Source organism: Spiroplasma chinense (genome assembly GCF_008086545.1).
Classification (GTDB): Bacteria; Bacillota_I; Bacilli_A; order Mycoplasmatales; family Mycoplasmataceae; genus Spiroplasma_A; species Spiroplasma_A chinense.
In genome coordinates, this window is record NZ_CP043026.1 from 435,464 (window position 1) to 455,529 (window position 20,066).

The following is a 20,066-nucleotide window of genomic DNA, read 5'->3' on the forward strand; positions in this document are numbered from 1 at the left end:
AATGACCAAACATTTTTAGAAAATTAATAGAACTAAATAAGGAGAGAAATATGGCAGAAATTAAATTTATGGCCTTAGGTGGTCAAGATGAAAGAGGAAAAAACACTTTCATAGTAAGTGTTGACGAAGATTTATTTGTATTTGATGTAGGAATTAAGTTTCCTGAAAGAAGTATCTTAGGAATTGATGTAGTAATTCCAAGTTTTGACTTTTTAAAAGCAAATTCAAAAAAAATAAAAGGAATCTTTTTATCAAATCCAAGCAGTAATAATGCTGGAGCAATAAGCTACATTTTAAGAGAAATTGATGCACCAGTTTACTGTAACGAACTTACAACAACAATCTTAAAATACAGAAACTTAAAATACAGAATTAAAAATAGAGAAAACAACTTCAAGATAGTTAGAGATAAAGAAATCATTGAATTTGGTAAAAATAAAGTAGAATTCTTTAGAACAACTTCAAGTTTCCCAGAAACTTTTGGTTTTGCGTTACATACTGAAGATGGTGTAATTGTTTATGCAGGTGATTACATAATGGATGGTAGTGAACAATCTTGATTCTCAACAGACATGAACCACTTGTCTAAAATAGCTGAAAAAGGTGTTTTAGCTTTAATAAGTGATTCAGAGTATGCTTCAAGAGTTGGATATACTGTTCCAAATCATAGAATTGAAAAATTTATTACAGCACCAATGAAAGATATGAAACACAGACTTGTTTTAGGGATGTTTGAAGAAGATGTTTTCAAGTTATTTGAAATCATTAAACAAGCAAAAGAACAAGGGAGAAAAATGGCAATTTATGGTAAAACACTTGTAAAAGTTGTTGAATCAAAAATTATTCAAGAATCTCTTGGGATAAACAAAAATGACATTATTTCATTAAATGACTATATGAAATCTGATGATGGAATATTGATTTTAACTGGAGCTGGGGATTTACTTTATTCAAGACTTGCAAAAATTGCAACAGGAAATGATGATGTAATAGAATTCTCAGAAAAAGACACAATTATTTTAGCAACTCCACCAGCTGCTGGGGTTGAAAAAAGACATGCAGAAGTTTTAGATGAACTTGCAAGAACTAATGCAAATATCATTGCTTTAAGTGATAGAAACATTTGATCTATGAGAGCAAGTTATGAAGACATCAAAATGATGACAAGAATCATGAAGCCAAAAAGTTTCATTCCAATAAAAGGATTATATAAAGACTTTTTAAGTGCAGAAAAAGCTGCACTTGAAGCTGGAGTTAAACAAGAAAACATTCAATTAATCAATAATGGACAAGTTTTAAAAATCTCAAAAGAAGGAAAACTTGTAATTGCATCAGAAATGGTAAAAACAAGCGATGTTTATGTTGATGGAATTGGAGTTGGAGATATTGGAGCTGTTGTTTTAAATGAAAGAAAACAATTAGCAACTGATGGAGCTGTTATAATTGGTGCAAATATTGATGAAAAAACAAAAGAACTTGTTTCATTAATAGACATTCAAATGAGAGGTGTTATCTATATTCAAGAAGATAACCCAATCTTTAAATTAATGCAAAAACAAATTATTGATATTTTAGATCGTCACAGAACAGACACTAAAAATAACCCAACGGCATATGATTTAAATGTAATTAAAAAAGAGATTATTTCTAGAATTAGAAGCACAATTAAACAAGACACTGGAAAACAACCAATAGTTCTTGTAATTGTAAATGAAATTAACATTAGTAGCTTTTATGAACCAAGAAAAAGATAGCAATAAACACCCTAATATAAGGGTGTTTTTGCTTTATTGTTTTAAATCTATATAATAAAGGGTGAGGTGATAATGTGTTAGGAATAAAAAAAGCAGGACAAATAACATCAATAGTAATTAATGGTGTAAGTTTGTTTTTGTTATTGATTACTTTGCTGTTTTTGACAACAACAGATATGGTGTTAGAAGTTGCAAAAGAAAGTATGATTGATGAAGATATAGCTTTAATAGAAGAAGTTGCTAAAATAGCAGTAACTATTTTAGTAGTATTATTCGTTATTTCAATGATAATTCAAACAATAAGTGTCGTTTTGAACTCATTGGCATTAGCTAAGAATAATGATAAAATAGGTCTTGTAGGTGCTATATTTGCATTACTTAGTTTAAGTTCTATAATTGGTGGAATTCTAAGTATTGTAGGTATTAGTAACTCTAAAAAAACAGGAACGGAGTAATATTAATGAATGGATTAAAAAAAGGTGGGCTTATAACATCTATAGTCTTAAACGCGATCGGAGGTTGTGCCTTTGGGGTTTGTGGCTTTATATTTTTATTATTTTTTGCCCTTTCCTCAGATGTCGGGAAAGCTACAGATGAAGAAACCGGCTCATCATTTTTCCTAGTAGAAGCTCTTATTTTCATTATAATGACAATAATGCAAATAGTTTCTATTGTATTTAGTTCAATTGCCCTAAAAAAAGGTGATGATACAAAATTTGGATTAACAGCAGGAGTGCTAGGAATCGTAAGTTTTTGTGGTTTAATTGGTGGAATTTTAACAATAATTGGTAATTCAACATCAAATAGTAATGAATACTAAATTATAAACAAAAAAAGGAGATTTATCTCCTTTTTTCTGTAGCTTAGCGCCACTTTCTGTCGTATGTCATATCCTATAAGATAGACAACCCAGTCAATTAATAACCGATTACTTTTATAATACCATGTTTATATTAGAATGCAATTATTTTGAACAAAAAAAGAGATTAAACCATTGTTATTTTTTTTATTACCAAATAACACAATTTTAAAATGTGTAAAAATAAAGACTAAAATGTATTAAAATTATATGGTAAGGGCAAATAGGGTGATTTTTGTGAACAATTATGAAGACTTTGTAGGTTTTCCTGTAGACGATAATGATTCTGATAGAACTAGGGCGTTTGAATTACAAAAAAAACAAAGAAGACCAGATTCAATTTCTTGAATAGTTTCTGCTTTAATACTGTTTTTTTTGAGCGTAATTTCTTTGGGAAGAATAACAGTTGTAGGACAAGTTTTAGATGATGTAATATTTACATTACCATTTGGGTGATTTAAATACTTTCTATATCTACTATTTTTTGTCATAGACTTTGCAATCTATTTTGGAATAAAAATTAAACCTAAAAAAAGATTTATATTTATGATTTTTGTAACATGAATTGTCTTTTGTTGAATAATTTCATCAATTTTATTTATTGTAGCCCATCATATGAAAAGTCAATCATTTGTTGTTGACAAAGTATTTTCTAAAACTATTTTTGTAGACACTGTTGAATCTTATTTAACTCATTGAAAAAGACATTCTTTCTTTGGAGATGAAAATAGAAATCTTTTAATATCAAGTAGAGAAAGTTACTTTACAATGTGAGCTGGTGGAGGTTTATTTGGGACTGTATTGGCTGGTATAAGTTCATATACCACAATTTATGGAGGTCTTGTTATAGCTTTATTTGGTTTTTATTTAAACATGATTTGAATATTTACTGGAGATCCATTTTACTTATTAAAACCAAAAGGTAAAAGAAAAGGTAAAAGACTTAGAATTTTATCTCTTAAATCTAAAAATCAATTTAATATTGGTGAAAATAAAAAAAGATCTAGAAAAGGTAAGTTCTTTAAATTAATTCAATTTGATGAAAATACAACATTGGATAATTTTGATGTTATTTCATCAATTAGAGAATCTGATATGACAATTGAATTACCAAGTTTTATGAAGGTGCAAGAACATAATGTCTATGCACCAGTGGATGCTGGTTTTTATGATGATAACTTTGATATACCATTTGAAAACAGAAAACCAGATCCTTTTAAAGACGTAAAGTTGGAAGAAGAGAAGTTCTTTGGAATTGGAAATAAAGGTTATGAAAATATAGGTTATCAAAGTTCTGAACCAGTATTTTATCAAAACGAAGAAACTGAAATAGCCCCAAATGAGCAATTTGAAGCTATGTATTTACCGAGAAGAGAACAAAAACCTGAAAATGAAGTACCTGCAAATTCCTTATATGGTAAAGAAGTAAGTCAAGATGAGGTTCGTAAAAAACTTGAAAGAGAAGCTCGTATCACTCCACATGGTGGAAATGGTAGAACAAGAGAAATACTTGGGGAAATGAAATCATCTAATTTTGACAATACAAGTCAATTATCTTTAGAAGAATTTATAAGTTCTTCTAATTCTGAAATTAATCAAAGAAATGAAAATGTTCAAAAAGCAAGTGATTATGTTTCACCAATGGAAGATATCTTTACAAAAACTGTTGTAAATGGTTATGGAAGATTTACTCCAAGAAACCAAAATACTCAAACTATTGAATTGAATCATAATAATGCAACAGAAAAAGAATTGTATGTAAATAATAATTATGTTTTACCTGACATTGAAATATTGAATAAAGATTTAAATAATCAAAAAGAGTTTGAAAAACTTAAAGAAATGGCTCAGTTGAAAGCAAATTCAATTGATGCAACATTTGAACAATTTGGAGTTAAAGCCAAAGTTGTAAATATGAATATTGGACCTAGTGTTACAAAATTTGAAATTCAACCAAGTCCAGGTACTAAAGTAAATTCAATTACAAGTTTAGAAAACGACTTGAAACTTGCATTAGCAAATCAACACGTTAGAATTGAAGCGCCAATTCAAGGAAAAGCTGCAGTTGGTATAGAAGTACCAAATGATAATCCTGTAATAGTGCCAATTAGAAGTGTTATTCAAAATGTACCAATTCAAAAATTAAACTCAAAACTTTTATTTGCAATTGGTAAAACTGTAACAGGAGAAATGTTATTTGGTGAATTAGATAAAGCACCCCACTTGTTAGTTGCAGGTTCAACTGGTAGTGGAAAATCAGTTATGATTAATGGTATTATTTCATCAATCTTGATGAGAGCAAAACCTCATGAAGTTAAATTCTTAATGATCGACCCTAAAAAAGTTGAATTATCTACTTATGCAAATATTCCTCACCTTTTAACACCAGTTATTAGTGATATGAATCTTGCAAATAATGCATTAAAAAAAGTAATTAATGAAATGGATAGAAGATATGTTTTATTCACAAAAAATGGTGTAAAAAACATTGAAACTTATAATGCAAAAATAAGAGATGATAAGAAGAAACTTCCTTTCTATGTAATTATTATTGATGAGTTAGCAGACCTTATGATGACAGCAAACAAAAAAGATGTTGAAGAATCAATTACAAGACTTACTCAAATGGCAAGAGCTGCTGGTATTCATTTAATTGTAGCTACCCAAAGACCTTCAACTGATGTCTTAACAGGAGTTATTAAATCAAATATACCTACTAGAATAAGTTTTGCAGTAGCTTCTGCAATTGACTCAAGAACTATTCTAGATTCTTCTGGAGCTGAAAAATTAATCGGAAGAGGAGACTTACTTTACTTACCACCTGGTAGTTCTAGTTTAATGAGAGCACAAGGGGTATTTATAAGTGATGATGAAATCGAAAGATTAGTGGATCACTGTTCAAAACAACAAAGACAAATGTTTGATGAAGAATTCATGCAAATGGAAAATGATAATGATAATGGATATGGTGACTTTGATGAAAAAGATGAATTGTTTGAAGAAGTTAAAGATTACATAATCAGAGAACAAAAAGCATCAACAAGTTTAATTCAAAGAAAATTCAAAATCGGTTATAATAGAGCCGCAAGGATTATTGATGAATTAGAAGCTATGGGGGTTATTGGACCACAAAATAGCACTAAATCAAGAGATATCTATGTCAAAAAAGAAGAAATTTATTAAAACGTGATTAAATTAATCACGTTTTTTTATTTATAATAAAATTAATTGTTTAGCAACAATTGGGGGAGGGTGTTTTTTTATGATAATTGAAAATCAAATAAAGCTAATACCTGAAAAACCAGGTTGTTATGTTTACTATAATAAAAATAAACAAGTTATTTATGTTGGAAAAGCTAAAAATTTAAAACGAAGAGTTTCTTCGTATTTCAATAAAGCACATAACATAAAAACTACAAAACTTGTTAGAGATATAGTTTCTTTTGAAACTTTTATAACTCAAAATGAAAAAGAATCTCTACTTTTAGAACAAAATTTAATTAAAAAATATAAACCCAGATATAATGTTGTATTAAATGATGATAAGAAATATCCATACATTGCAATTACAAATGAAAAAGACCCTAAATATATTTATATTAGAAATTTTGATAAGAAAAATAAAGCTTCATTTGGACCATTACCAGATGGTTCAAGTGCAAGAAATATTTTGTATGCTCTTGAAAGAATTTATCCTTTAAGAAGATGTAATGGTAATTTAGGAGAACCTTGTATTTATTATCATATCAATCAATGTAGTGGTGCTTGTTTTAAAGAAGTTGAGCCTAAATATTATCAAGACCAAATTGAAAAAGTTACAAACTTTTTCAATGGAAAATCAAATGATGTTGAAAAAAGATTAAATGAAAAAATGGTAAGAGCTGCAGAAAATTTACAATTTGAAGAAGCACAAAGAATTAAAGAGTTAATCGGTCATTTATCATTTACACTTACAAAACAAGATGTTGATTTAAATGATAATTTAAACAGAGATGTCTTTAATTATTTTGAATACGAAGAATATATTTGTTTAAATGTTTTATTTTACAGAAATGGAAAATTGACATTAAAGAACAATGAAATAATTAAAAATGACGGACAAGATATTGCAGAACTTTTTAAAAGTTTTATTATGCAAATATACACTAAAAACTTAGTTCCAGATTACGTGTTAGTACCAAAAGAAATTGAAGTTGGAGATTTAAAAAGTATTTTTGGAGATAGATTAATTGATGATAGTTTAGAAAATTCAAAAAGATTAATAGAACTTTCAAAAGATAATGCGAAGGAATTCTTACTTCAAAAAATTCATTACAGTGATCAAGTTCAAGTTACAAAACAAGATATTTTAAATGAATTAAAAGATGCATTTAATTTACCAACATATCCATTTCATATTGAAATGTATGATGTTGCAAATATTCTTGATGAATTTGTAACTGGTGCTATGGTTGTATTTAAAGAAGGTTTGCCAAGTAAAAATGATTTTAGAAAATACAATATAGATATTGACCAAGAGGGTGATTATCACAGAATGTATGACATGATTTATAGAAGATATAAACGTGATATCAATAACCCAGAAAAATTTGCAGATCTAATAATAATGGATGGGGGAATAATTCAAGTTCATGCTGCTAAAAAAGCTTTAGATGAACTTGAAATTAAAGTTCCTGTAATTGGATTGGTTAAAAATGATAAACATAAAACAGAATATGTTTTAGATTTAAACGAACAAAAAGTTTATTTAGATAAACAAAGTGAATTATTTAAGTTACTTGAATCATTCCAGTTGAGAGTTCATAACTTTGCAATTTCAGGATTTAGAAAAAGACAAGTAAAAGGAACTATAAAAAATAATGAACTTGAAAATGTAAAAGGTATTGGTTCACTAACCATTAAGAAACTTTATGAAAAATTTATTAACTTAGAAAATATGAGTCAAGCTAGTTCAGAAGAGTTGAATGAAATAATAAAAAATAAAAATGTTAGCGAAAGATTGGTAGAATATTTAAAAGGAAGAAAAGAAAATGAGCAAAGTAAAAATTAAAAAAGAAAAAGTCGAAATCCTGCCATTTGAAAAAATTAAAACACCTTTTTGGAAGGTAGATGATTTAAAAGAAATCACAACAATGGCGATTCCAATTTTTATTCAATTATTATTTAATATTTTAATTTCACAAATAAATTTAATTGCAATAAATCATTATAGACATGGTGTCTATTCTGAAGCGGTTGCAAAAGCTGTGTTGTCTTACAATACTTTACAATTCATTCCCAGCCTAATTGCAACTGGAACTATTGTTGTTGCAGGTAACTTAATTGGACAGGGAAGAAAAGAAGAAGTTTCTAAGGTTGTAGTAACTGGACTGTTAATAAATTTTGTTATTAGTGCATTTATCTTTGCAACAATAGAAACATTAAGTGATCAAATTGTTCACTTAATGAATGCAGATAATTTAAGAGTTATTAAAGAAGGTGATGTGGTTCTTGAAAACAGTGAACTTAGATTCGTTTCTAGTTACTATAGAATCTTAAATGTTAATATCTTAACTTTATCTTTATCTCAAGTTTTTGTAGCTGGGCTACAATCAATGAAAAAAAGTACTTATGTAACAATTGGTACAGTTATAGCTAACGTTATAGATTTAATATTAGTTTCTGTTTTATTATATGGAACAAAATTAAATCCAATTTGAAGTGCATTGACCATTCCAATTACAGGAGTATTTCAAATAATTTATATGATGTTTATGTGTTTCAAGTTTATTGATTTTAAAGTAAATAGAGGAAAACAATTAAACTGAATTTATGCAAAAGAAACTTTAAAAACAGGACTTCCAATAACAATTGAAATGGGAGTTTGAAATTTATGTAACTTTGGAACTGGGGTTGCTATTGCAAAACTTGGAGGAACAGGGGCAGAAGATGATAACCCTTGAATAGTGTTGCATAGAAATGCAAACAGCATTGGACAATATTCAACAGCCTTTATTCAAGCAATGGGTACAGTTACATCTGTATTTGTAGCTAGAAAAATTGGAGAAGACGATAGACAAGGAGCTTATGAAACAGCTATAAACTGTTGAAAAGCTGCGATTTACGCAACTTTATTGGCAAACATTCTTATGTTAGCTCTAAGTTATCCACTTCTTGAATTGCTAGGTTCTCAAGGTAAATCATGACCTTGAGGAGTTGGGATGCTTTCAATTTATGCTGTAAAAATTCTATTCGATACAGTTAATATGACTTTACTAAGAGCACTTTGAAGTGCAGGAGATCTTTGATATCCAATTTTAGTATCATTTGTAACTATGGGAATAGGAATGGTAGCTTTACCATTTGTTGTAATATATGGTTTTGATTTACTTGGTGGATGAGGGTTAATGGCAATTTATGCAGTTCTTTCAGTTGACCCAATTAGTAGATCTATAATTTATGTAATACGATGAATTGGTGGAAAATGACAAAAATATATGCATATTATCAAATAAAAAGTGTATAATATCATAGTTAAATAAAGGGGACTAACATTATGGAAAAAGAAATTATTTTAACTAATGAGGGACTTAATGAATTAAAAGAAGAACTTTCTAATTTAATAAATGTAATTAGACCACAAGTTATTGAAGAACTTGTTGAAGCTCGTGCTCAAGGGGACTTATCTGAAAATGCTGATTATGACGCAGCAAGAAACAGACAAGCTGAAGTTGAAGCAAGAATTAAAGAAGTAGAAGGAATGCTTTCTAAAGTTAAAATCATTGATGATGGTGGTAAAAAAAGTAGTGAAGTGAAGGTTGGTAACTCAGTAACTTTTTCAAATGCTAAAACCAAAAAAGACATGACAATCAAAATTGTTGGTGCTATTGAAGCTGACCCATTTGAAAACAAAATTTCAAATGAATCACCTTTAGCTAAAGCAATGCTTGGACGTTCTGTTGGTGATACAATGGAAGTTAGAGAATTAAAAGAACCTTACAAAATTACTATTAAAGAGATAAAATAAGCCTATAAAGGCTTTTTTTATTGAAAGGATAAATAATATGTTTAAAATTCAAAAAACTTTTAAAGATAACTTACCAATAATTTATGTTGTAGGTACTCCAATCGGAAATATGGCAGATTTTTCTAATAGAGCTGTTGAATGTTTAAATGACGCTGAAATAATTTATTGTGAAGACACTAGAACTAGTAATGTTTTATTAAAAAAATACAACATCTCAAAACCATTGAGATCTTTACATAAGTTTAATGAAAATGAAAAAATTGATGAACTTGAAAGTGTTTTAAAACAAAATAGAAACATTGCTTTAATTTCTGATGCAGGAGTACCGTTGATTTCAGATCCAGGAGCTAGAATATTAAATGAATTATCAAATAAAGAAGTACAATTTTCAATTTGTCCTGTTAACTGTGGACCTGCATATATTCACGCAATGGTAATGTCTGGTTTTGAAGCAAAAGAAAATATATTTTTAGGTTTTTTAGATAAAAAACCAAATCAGTTAAAAGAAAAATTGAGTTTATATAAAAAAAGTGATGATTTAATCGTAACATTCTATGAATCAGTTCATAGAATTGTAAATACTCTTAATGTTTTAGGTTCTTTTATAGATAAAAAACATAATATTGCAATAGTCCGTGAAATAACAAAGTTAAACGAAGAAGTGATTAAGGGAACAATTCAAGAAGTGAAAGAGTTTGTAAATTCACCTGATTTTGTTGAAAAAGGTGAGTTTGTTGTAGTTTTAGATAAAAACTACAATTTAGAAGAAAAAGAAGCAGAATTTGATGCAATTGAGGAAATTGAAGAATTAATAAGTCAAGGAACCTCAAAAAAAGAAGCAATTAAGGTAGTTGCAAAAAATAGAGGTCTTAATAAAGCTGAACTTTATAAAAAGTTTCATAAATTTTAAAAAAAGTGTACATTTTTTTCAATTTCATGACGATAGTTATAATGGAGGTGAAAAAAATATGACAGAACTAACTTTAGAACAGAAACGTAAAGTTGTTGGTGGTGCTGGAATTCCAGCTGCTTTTCTAAATGCAATAGGCGGAATAGTTAAAAGTGGACTTGGTTTCATAGAAAACATGTATACAGACATTGCAACAACAGTATTTTTATTTAAACATGCTAACGATTATGACAAGTTAGAAGTTAAAATGGGTAATAGCACGATTAAATATGACAATACCCAATCAAATAAGCTTGAGCTTGAAAATCAAGCTAAGTTACCAGAACCAGTATTTTTGGTTTAGATCAAGACATTATATTCAAATAATTTAAGTTTTTATTCAAGTTTAATCTTTTATCTCAAACCCTTTCTTGTCAATGGAGATTAAATTATCTTATTAAAAAATCGCTTCAAAACAATATAACTTTTATTTTTAAAGATTTAACCCTCTTATCTCTTCTTGCTCATACTTGGGGTTAAATCGGTTATGAACTTTACTTAAACATCAAAAAATCATTTTACACAAAAATCACTCTAAATGTATTTTAATATTTTTCCAATCTCTAATGTACACATCCTTTCTATCATAGAGATTACTTATCCTTTGCTATTAAATTAATCTATTATTTACTTAATAATTTTCCAGGTTTCCTTTCTTTTTACCTAATAAATTAAATAAGTAACTTCCAATTCTATTTCATCCAATAGATTAATGTTAATCACTTATATCAAAACTTTTCAGACGAGTTTTATTCTTATCAAATAACAATTAGCTCTTATTTGTCAAAAATAATTAACACTTTTTTATAATATTTTAAAATTTTCATAATATTTAATGTAAAATAATTTAGGTTGCTAGTTTCAACCGCTCTTTTGTATGTATACAAGCAATCATTTATGATTCACATACAAGGCGAGTCCAGACTGGAGGAAAAAATATGTTCGCAATTATTAAAACAGGGGGAAAACAAATCAAAGTTCAACCTGGGGACGAAATTTACATTGAAAAAGTATCAGTAGAAGAAGGTAAAACAATCACTTTTAGTGAAGTTTTAGCAACAGATAAAGAAATAGGTGCACCATTAGTAAAAGGTGCAACTGTTACTGGAACTGTAGTAAAACAAGGAAAAGAAAAAAAACTAAGAGTTGTTAGATACCATCCAAAGAAAAACGTAAACAAAGTTTACGGTCACAGACAACCTTTTACAAAAGTAAAAATCGATGCAATTTCAGCTAAAGCTGCAGCTCCTAAAGCTGCTGCTCCAAAAACAGAAGCTGAAACTCCAAAAACAGAAGGTTAGTTTATGGTAAAAGCTAAAATCAAATATAATGATGATAGCATTATGAAAATTGAAGTATCAGGTCATGCTAACGCAGGAGATTATGGAAATGATCTTGTTTGCGCAGGAATAACAGCCATTGTTAGTGGAGCTTTGAATGGTCTAGACCAGATGCACAATAAAGATGTTGATTTAAATGTTGATGATAATGTAATAACAATTATTGTTAAAAATGACTCAATTGAGTTGCAAAAAATATTACAATTCTTGTTATTTCAATTAGAAACAATTGAATTTCAATATCAAAAGAATTTTAAAATAGAGGAGGTGTTCTAAAATGCGTTTCTTATTAGGACTACAATATTTCGCTTCTAAAAAAGGAGTAGGATCAACAAAAAACGGTAGAGATTCAGAATCAAAACGTTTAGGTGCTAAAAAAGCTGATGGGCAATTTGCAAATGCAGGTTCAATTATCTTTAGACAAAGGGGTACTAAAATTCACCCAGGTGTTAATGTAGGACGTGGTGGAGATGATACTCTATTCGCGTTAGTCTCAGGAATTGTTAAATACCAAAGATTTGGTAAAAACAGAACTAGAGCAGTTGTTATACCACAAGAAGCAAAATAATTATATGAGCTCCCGTATGGGAGCTTTTTTATTTAGATCGGGAGAAAAATATGGATTTATTAACAATCGTTATAATTGCAGGAACAATAGCTATTATTTTGCTTATCTTTTTAATGACTTTTGCCACAATTATGGTTCAAAGGAACCAAAATTATGCAAGAGTAAGAGCAAAGATTAGAGCATTTAGAAAGATTTTTGTTTCTAAATTAGATAAAATAATTAAAATTAATGGGCAAAATTACGCAGAAACATTTAATATTTTTCCTTTCATGAGTAACTTTTCAGAGACATATAAACACTTTAAATCAAAAGGACTAGTTTCTTTTTTGAAGAGAGTTGAATATAGTTTTTTAAAGGAATATAAAATTGTAGAAGAACAATTTTTTGACTTCAATTACGAAGTTTCAAAAGAACTTGGTCTTTTTAATACAAATATCGTTAAGAATTATAATAAATTTGTAAGTAGAGTTTTTGAATCTTATAGAAGAACTTTTATAAGTGAAGTTATTCCGCTTATAATTGCAAAATATGAAAAAAAATCATATGGAATTGTTCAATATGAAATGGCAGATTCTTTTATTGATAAAGAATACAATATATTTATTGAAAATTTAGATATTATTTTAAATGCAACTCTTCATGCAGTTGCAACTCAAACTGATGATTGAGAAACAGACTTTGACTTTAGAAATTACAAAAAAGTTGATTTCAAAGAGAGTTTGAAACCATTGAGAAATGATCTTCTTGAAGCATACAAAATCTTGGGGGTTACTCCAAGTGACAGTGATGCTTCAATTAAAAGAAATTACAGAAGACTTTCAAAACAATATCACCCAGACAGAGAAGGTACTGGAAGTGAAATTGCATTTATGAAAGTTGTTGAAGCATTTAATATGGTTAGAAAATATCGAGATATGTAGAAACTTTGTTTCTAGAGGAGAATTAAACTATGAAAGTAGAAAAAAAAGACTTATTGGAAAACTACTTCCCTCAAGCATTAGAACACACAAAAAAAGTTATAGCTATGCCTTCTTATAGAAGAGATATAACTAAAGGAAGTCCTTTACCCCAAGAAACTGTTGAAGTTTTAAATTATTGTGTAAAACTTTGCAAGGAATGAGGATTTACAACTTATATAGATTCAAAAAACAGATATGCATATGCAGATTATGGAAATGGTGACAAATTATTTGGAATCATTTGTCACTTAGATGTAGTTCCGCCAGGAAACTTAAGTGAATGAAATAATCCACCTTTTGAACCAATAGTAAAAGAAGGTAAATTATTTGGAAGAGGAGCATTTGATGACAAAGGTCCTACAATGATGAACTTATTTGCTTTTAAATATTTAATTGATAATGGATTTTCACCAGATTACACAGTTAGATTTATTTTTGGTACTAGTGAAGAAACTACATGAGAATGTATGGAAGCTTATGTTGAAAATGAAAGACTTTGTGATTTAGGTTACGTTCCTGATGGTCATTTTCCTGTAGTTTATGCTGAAAAATGAATTAGTGATGTAGATTTAATAGGACAATTTGATTGTGACTTTGAAATTGAAGGTGGATTTGTTTACAATGCAGTAAACGATCTTGTTTCATATAAAGGAAACAAGATCGAAGAAATCTCAAAGATTTTATCAGAAAACAATATTTCAACTTATCTTGAAGAAGACAAATTAATGGTAAAAGGAATTGCAGCTCATGGTAGTTTACCTCAAAAAGGTGTTTGTGCTGCAAGTTGATTGCTGTTTGCAATGGATAAAGTGGGAATAAAACACCCAATAGTTCAATTTGTTGCAAACTATGCACACAATAACTTTGATATGAAAGAAGTTTTTGGGGATTTAACTGATGAAACAGGTTCTTTAACTGCAAATAATGGGATAGTTAAAATCACAAATGGTGATTTTAGATATACATTTAACTTTAGAATTCCTTGTACAAGAAATCCTCACGTTGATGTAAACGAAACACTTGAAAAATTTGTAAAAGAATTTGGTATTCAAGTTGTTGTTAAATCAATTGAAGACAAAGTTTATTTCCCAAAAGATGGAGAAACAGTTACAAAAATTATGGACGTTTATAAAGAAGTTACTGGGGATTTAAAAGCAGAACCAATTGCTATTGGTGGGGGAACATTTGCTAAATCAATGCCAAATATGATTGCTTTTGGAGCTGAATTTGACATGAACGATTCTACAATGCACGCATACAATGAATATGTAAAAATTGAAGATTTAGAAAAAATGATTGAAATCTATGCAAAATCAATTGTAAAACTAACAAAAATTTAATAATTAAAAATCCAATTTAATTGGATTTTTAATTTACCTATCAGTATGTATTGTAATACTGGGTAAAAATCTTTATACTAATTATGTTGTATATAACTTTTAAAGGGTATGCAATCACATTTAGGAATTCAATTACCCAGTGCCAAGTCACTTTAATCACTTGGTGGTAATTGTTCGAACTATTTGGAAGACTAACAAATTAATTTAAGAAAGAGGACATTAAAAATGGCAAAAGATCTAACAAGAGAACAGCTATGAGATGCTGGAGCTCAATTTGGACACCAAACTAAACGTTGAAATCCAAAAATGAAACCATATATTTATGGAGCAAAAAACAAAAATCACATCATTGATTTACAACAAACAATTTGAAGATTAGAAGATGTAAAAAAATTTGTTACATTTATCGGACAAAAAAAAGAAAAAATAATTTTTGTTGGAACTAAAAAATCAGCAAAATACGCAGTTAAAGAAGCAGCACAAAGAAGTGGAAACTTCTTTGTAAACTCAAGATGATTGGGTGGAACTTTAACAAACATGAAAACTATTTCATTAAGAATTAAAACTTTATGAGATATTGAAAATGAAGAAAAAACAGGAAAAATTAACCTAAGACCTAAAAAAGAACAAATCTTAATTAAAAAAGAAAAAGCTAAATTAGAAAAAACTTTAGGTGGAATTAAACAAATGCATAAACTACCAGCAGCAATGTTCGTAGTAGATCCAAAAACTGACGAAATCGCAGTTAAAGAAGCTAGAAAATTAAGAATTCCAGTTATTGCAATTTGTGATACAAACGTAGACCCAGATATGGTAGATTACGTAATTCCTGCAAACGATGATATTCAAGAATCAGTAAACATAATTACTAACTACATTGCAGAAGTTTATGCTGATGCAGCAGGAATCAAAATGCAACCAACAAACTTAAGATTTGTTGCACAAAAAAAAGAAGACAGACCAAACAATAACTACAACAACAGAAACAGAGATAACGCTTCAAACAACTCAGAACATGCAGCTCCAAAAAAAGCAGCAGAACCTGTAGCAGAAGCTAAATAATAGGAGAAGAAAAATGGCAGTTACAGCACAATTAATTAAAGAATTAAGAGAAATGACATCAGCTGGTATGATGGATTGTAAAAAAGCTCTTGAAGCAACTGATGGAAACATTGAAGAAGCAGTTGTTTGATTAAGAGAAAATGGTCTATCAAAAGCAGCTAAAAAAGCCGATAGAGTTGCAGCAGAAGGTGTTTCTTTTGCAAAATCTAACGGAAAAAGAGGGATTGTATTTGAAGTTAACTCTGAAACAGACTTTGTTTCAAAAAACGAAAAATTCATGAACTTAATCCAACAAATTGGAGATGCATTATTAAACTCAACAGTTTCAACTTTAGAAGAAGCATTAGAAGTTAAATTAGCATCAGGAGAAACTGTTAAAGAAGCTTGTATTACAGCAACAGCAACAATTGGAGAAAAAATTGAATTAAGAAGAATTGCTGCAGTTGAGGGTGATACAATTGCAGTATACAACCATGCAAATAGCAGAATCTCAGTTTTACTTCAATTTGAAGGTGAAATTGCACAAGAAGATGCTTACAATGTTTGTATGCATGTTGCTGCAATGGCACCAAAATACCTTTCAAAAGATGATGTACCACAAGAATTTAAAGATGCTGAAATGCACATCATTAAAGAAACAACAGATCTTACAGGGAAACCTGAAAACATTGCTGAAGGAATTTTAAAAGGTAAATTAAGCAAAAAACTTGCTGAAGTTACTTTATTAGAACAAGGATTTGTTATGGATGAAAAACAATCAGTTGGTAAATTCGTTGAATCTAAAAAATCAGTATTAAAACAAATGTTTAGATTTGAAGTTGGAGAAGGTATTGAAAAAGTTGAAACAGACTTTGCTGCTGAAGTTGCAGCGCAATTGAAAGGATAATGAGTAAAATGTTTTTAGCCGGAAAACACGATGTAAATTGAAACGGGAATGCACTTAGTGCAAGTAACTTTTTAATTTTGTTAATAGTATCATTACTTGCAGTTGTTTTACCTCTTGCAGTATTTGTTAAATACTGTATTAATATTAAAAGAAGTGAAAACAAAAAAGTAATTAATAAACTATTTGTAGTATTTTTAATATCAACATCTGTAGCAAGTTTAGCTACTTGTATAGTTGGATGAATTTTCTTCTATGGAAAATCATTTAGCGCAGAAATGGATCCAGATTTAGCTTGAGAAATGACTTTATCAATGATAGTTGTAACATATGCTTTATGTTGCGTATGATACATGATATTGTTATTCATTCCTCAAAAAATTTGAATTGAATTAAAAGAAGAGGGAATTGGATTCCCTGGTATGGATATCAAAGCAGAAAAAATCATTAATATTATTAATGATGAAGAAAGTAAGAAATTATATATTAATTACTTAGAGGGAAAGAGAAAACTTAAAAAAATCTCTATCCCAAGATCAACTGTATTAGGACAATTTCTTTTAGAAAACAGTTCAATTGTTGGAGTAACTATTGAAGTAAAAGATCAATTAGAATTCTTCAAAGATAAAACAAAAGAATTGAAATTAGAATACTTAACAGAAAATGAAGCTAAAAGAGTTGCTAAATCTAGTGACGACGAATCAAAAGAGGCTTAATATTAAAATGCACATTGGTGCATTTTTTTATTTAAACTGTTATACAATAAGAGTGAAAAAAGGCAGAGGTAGCAATATATGCTTGAGAAATACTCTTAGAACCTGATCTAGTTAATACTAGCGTAGGAAGCCCTTAACAATTAAAATAGGTCTGCTTTTTTTCGTGGAGGAAATTCATGAAAAATGAACAAAAAAAGATTTTTAATATCTCAATAATTTCTTACATTGCTGTTCAAACTATATTGATTCTTGTTGGATTAATATTTTTGGTGATACATCTTGCGTCTAGAAAGACCTGAGATGAAAATGGTGCTCTAGTTAGTATGAGTGCTGGAAACATAGCGATGATTTATATTCTATTTATTTTAGGATTTTTAATCATTGCTGTATTGCAAGCAGGTTATGTAATTATGATGATGCTTGAAAAAGAAGGACAATTAAAAAAACTTATCTTTTCAATCTTGCTACTAAATGTAGTAGGAATAGTGTACAGTTCTTTTGAAATAAAAGAATGAAATAGCAATATTGGTTATTTAAAACCAAAAAAATGAACTATCTATGAAATGTGTTATGTTGGATTACTATTGAGTTTATACTTACTAGTAAACTTCATTTCGGGATATATTCCCCCAATGCCATTTTGAATAACAATTTCATTTAAATATATATTCTTGTATGTTGGTGCATACTTGTTAAACTTTTGAGCTTGTCTGACACTTTGTGTTTTAGCAGCTAGTTTAACAGCTGTTATGCCAGGAACTGCTGTTCTATCACCGGTTCAATACTTATTCGACTATTGATTTGTTACAGTAAGTTTTGCTCTTGCAAGTTTGTTTAAACCTGCAGATAATATAAAAAATAAATACGTGGAAGCTGCAAACTATATTACCTTTATAACAATTCCTATGATTTGTGTATATGTATCAAGAGTTTTGTCAGGAGTATTATTTTGATTAAATCCTAAAGTTTATACATCTGTATATTATGATTTTGAATGAAATGGAGCTTGAACTTATTCAATGATATTCAACGCTTTCAATACAATTTTTGACTATGCAACATTGCTAATATTGGTACCACCAACATGCAAGGTTATGAAAATAGTAAAAGATAGACAAACTAGTTGAAATAAGGTTCGTTAAATAAAAAACCTGTTTTGTAAAAATCAAAACAGGTTTTTTATTTTCATAAAATAAATGTTAAATTTGTTTTTTGTTTAAATAATATGTAATTTTGCTATAATCTTTTTAGTGAGGTATTTATGGCACTACAATTTAAAAGAGTATTATTAAAAATTTCAGGTGAAGCACTAAAAGGTAACGAAGATATTTATGATAAAGATAAATTAGGAGATGTTGCTAGACAAGTTATAAAACTTGCAGAAGAAGGTCTACAAGTTGGTATTGTAATTGGTGGAGGAAACATTTGAAGAGGAAAATTGGCAGGAACATTAGAACTGCACAGAATTGAAGCAGACTACATGGGAATGTTGGCAACCATTATGAACGCTTTAGCTTTTGAAGCAACATTGAAAAAAATGGGGTTTAGTAAAGTTAAAGTTTACTCATCATTAGAAATCAAAACAGTAACAACAGCATATAACTATAGAGATGCACGTGAAAAATTAGACGAAGGTTATGTTGTAATTTTTGCTGGAGGAACAGGATACAGCTACTTTACAACAGATACTGGAGCATGCATTAGAGGAATTGAAATTCAAGCTGATGCATTATTAATGGCAAAAAATGGAACAAAAGGTGTTTATGATTCAGATCCAAACGCTAATCCAAATGCAAAATTCTTAGATTCGTTAACTCATAGTGATTTGGTTGTACAGAATCTACAAGTAATGGATTCAACAGCAGCTACACTATCAAGAGATGGTAATTTAGAAATAGTTGTCTTTGATATGAATGGAAAAGACAATATTATTAAAATTGCCCACGGTGATTTAGAAGCAACATACATTAAATAAGGAGTAAGAAAACATGATTAAAGATATTTTAGAAAATGTTGAGTTAGAAATGGCTTCAACTATCGAATCATTTAATGATTATCTATTAAAAGTAAGAACTGGAAGAGCGAATGCTAATATGTTAAAAGGAGTAATGGTAGATTTCTACGGAACATTAACTCCAATTGAGCAAACTTCTCAAATCTCTTCTCCAGAACCACAACAATTAGTGGTTAAACCATACGACAGAAGTCAAATTGGTTCAATTATTTCTGGAATTAATAAAGCTGATTTAGGTTTAAACCCAATGAGTGAAGCTGATTTAGTTAGAATCAACATTCCTTCATTAACAGAAGAAACTAGAAAAGATTTAGTTAAAAAAGTTTTTAAAGAATTAGAACAATTTAAAGTTAGAATTAGAAACTTAAGAAGAGATGCAAATGATCAAATTAAAAAAGCAGATGTTACTGAAGATGATAAAAAATTTGGTGAATCTGAAGTTCAAAAATTAACAGATAAATTTGTCGCTCAATTAGATTCAGTTGCAAAAGCAAAAGAAAAAGATTTAATGTCTATTTAATATAATTCACACTTCAAAATATTTGAAGTGTTTTTTATTGTTTTTTTAAACAAAAACCATTATTTATTAAAAAAAATTTGCTTGAATTCTTGCATT

19 protein-coding genes, 1 pseudogene and 1 riboswitch are annotated in these 20,066 nt (G+C 28.8%); all 20 genes and pseudogenes read left to right on the forward strand.

The genetic code is table 4. The features are described from left to right. Positions 1-50 precede the first annotated feature (50 nt). Positions 51-1,754, forward strand: coding sequence for a ribonuclease J (locus SCHIN_RS01990; RefSeq protein WP_166507966.1), 1,704 nt, complete (start codon positions 51-53; stop codon positions 1,752-1,754). A 74-nt stretch (positions 1,755-1,828) separates the two neighbouring features. Beyond that, positions 1,829-2,209: a hypothetical protein gene (locus SCHIN_RS01995; protein ID WP_166507967.1), complete on the forward strand. Its 381-nt coding sequence runs from the start codon at positions 1,829-1,831 to the stop codon at positions 2,207-2,209. Positions 2,210-2,214: 5 nt separating this feature from the next. After that, on the forward strand, positions 2,215-2,574 hold the full coding sequence (locus SCHIN_RS02000; protein WP_166507968.1) for a hypothetical protein: 360 nt from the start codon (positions 2,215-2,217) through the stop codon (positions 2,572-2,574). Positions 2,575-2,850: 276 nt separating this feature from the next. Further along, positions 2,851-5,796 (forward strand): DNA translocase FtsK, encoded by a 2,946-nt coding sequence (locus SCHIN_RS02005; protein ID WP_166507969.1) that lies wholly within the window; start codon positions 2,851-2,853, stop codon positions 5,794-5,796. Positions 5,797-5,875: 79 nt separating this feature from the next. After that, on the forward strand, positions 5,876-7,663 hold the full coding sequence (uvrC, locus tag SCHIN_RS02010; RefSeq protein ID WP_166507970.1) for an excinuclease ABC subunit UvrC: 1,788 nt from the start codon (positions 5,876-5,878) through the stop codon (positions 7,661-7,663). After that, entirely contained in the window at positions 7,644-9,107 is a 1,464-nt protein-coding gene (locus SCHIN_RS02015) for an MATE family efflux transporter (protein WP_166507971.1), read from the forward strand. Before uvrC ends, SCHIN_RS02015 begins: the two co-directional genes overlap by 20 nt. Before the next feature lie 41 nt (positions 9,108-9,148). Then, positions 9,149-9,619, forward strand: coding sequence for a transcription elongation factor GreA (greA, locus tag SCHIN_RS02020; RefSeq protein WP_166507972.1), 471 nt, complete (start codon positions 9,149-9,151; stop codon positions 9,617-9,619). A gap of 37 nt (positions 9,620-9,656) precedes the next feature. Beyond that, the gene (rsmI, locus tag SCHIN_RS02025; protein ID WP_166507973.1) at positions 9,657-10,529 is read left to right on the forward strand and encodes a 16S rRNA (cytidine(1402)-2'-O)-methyltransferase; all 873 of its coding nucleotides are present in this window, start codon (positions 9,657-9,659) and stop codon (positions 10,527-10,529) included. Between the two features lie 58 nt (positions 10,530-10,587). Then, a complete protein-coding gene (locus SCHIN_RS02030; RefSeq protein ID WP_166507974.1) occupies positions 10,588-10,872 on the forward strand; it encodes a hypothetical protein in 285 nt (94 codons plus the stop codon). A 634-nt stretch (positions 10,873-11,506) separates the two neighbouring features. Further along, positions 11,507-11,806 (forward strand): annotated as a pseudogene (gene rplU, locus SCHIN_RS02035) (50S ribosomal protein L21); the annotation flags it as partial. A gap of 66 nt (positions 11,807-11,872) precedes the next feature. Beyond that, entirely contained in the window at positions 11,873-12,184 is a 312-nt protein-coding gene (locus SCHIN_RS02040; protein ID WP_166507976.1) for a ribosomal-processing cysteine protease Prp, read from the forward strand. A gap of 1 nt (position 12,185) precedes the next feature. Continuing rightward, on the forward strand, positions 12,186-12,476 hold the full coding sequence (gene rpmA / locus SCHIN_RS02045) for a 50S ribosomal protein L27 (protein ID WP_166507977.1): 291 nt from the start codon (positions 12,186-12,188) through the stop codon (positions 12,474-12,476). Between the two features lie 50 nt (positions 12,477-12,526). Continuing rightward, on the forward strand, positions 12,527-13,396 hold the full coding sequence (locus SCHIN_RS02050) for a J domain-containing protein (protein WP_166507978.1): 870 nt from the start codon (positions 12,527-12,529) through the stop codon (positions 13,394-13,396). A 29-nt stretch (positions 13,397-13,425) separates the two neighbouring features. Beyond that, a complete protein-coding gene (locus tag SCHIN_RS02055) occupies positions 13,426-14,775 on the forward strand; it encodes a Sapep family Mn(2+)-dependent dipeptidase (RefSeq protein WP_166507979.1) in 1,350 nt (449 codons plus the stop codon). Between the two features lie 225 nt (positions 14,776-15,000). Beyond that, positions 15,001-15,837, forward strand: coding sequence for a 30S ribosomal protein S2 (rpsB, locus tag SCHIN_RS02060; protein WP_166507980.1), 837 nt, complete (start codon positions 15,001-15,003; stop codon positions 15,835-15,837). 13 nt (positions 15,838-15,850) lie between these two features. Beyond that, complete coding sequence (gene tsf, locus SCHIN_RS02065) at positions 15,851-16,723, forward strand: translation elongation factor Ts (RefSeq protein ID WP_166507981.1); 873 nt, start codon at positions 15,851-15,853, stop codon at positions 16,721-16,723. Next, complete coding sequence (locus SCHIN_RS02070; protein WP_166507982.1) at positions 16,723-17,436, forward strand: hypothetical protein; 714 nt, start codon at positions 16,723-16,725, stop codon at positions 17,434-17,436. Before tsf ends, SCHIN_RS02070 begins: the two co-directional genes overlap by 1 nt. A gap of 54 nt (positions 17,437-17,490) precedes the next feature. Further along, positions 17,491-17,582: riboswitch (TPP riboswitch) on the forward strand. 30 nt (positions 17,583-17,612) lie between these two features. Continuing rightward, positions 17,613-18,578: an energy-coupled thiamine transporter ThiT gene (locus SCHIN_RS02075; protein ID WP_166507983.1), complete on the forward strand. Its 966-nt coding sequence runs from the start codon at positions 17,613-17,615 to the stop codon at positions 18,576-18,578. 119 nt (positions 18,579-18,697) lie between these two features. Then, positions 18,698-19,411, forward strand: coding sequence for a UMP kinase (gene pyrH / locus SCHIN_RS02080; RefSeq protein ID WP_166507984.1), 714 nt, complete (start codon positions 18,698-18,700; stop codon positions 19,409-19,411). A 13-nt stretch (positions 19,412-19,424) separates the two neighbouring features. After that, entirely contained in the window at positions 19,425-19,970 is a 546-nt protein-coding gene (frr, locus tag SCHIN_RS02085) for a ribosome recycling factor (protein ID WP_166507985.1), read from the forward strand. Positions 19,971-20,066: the final 96 nt, after the last annotated feature.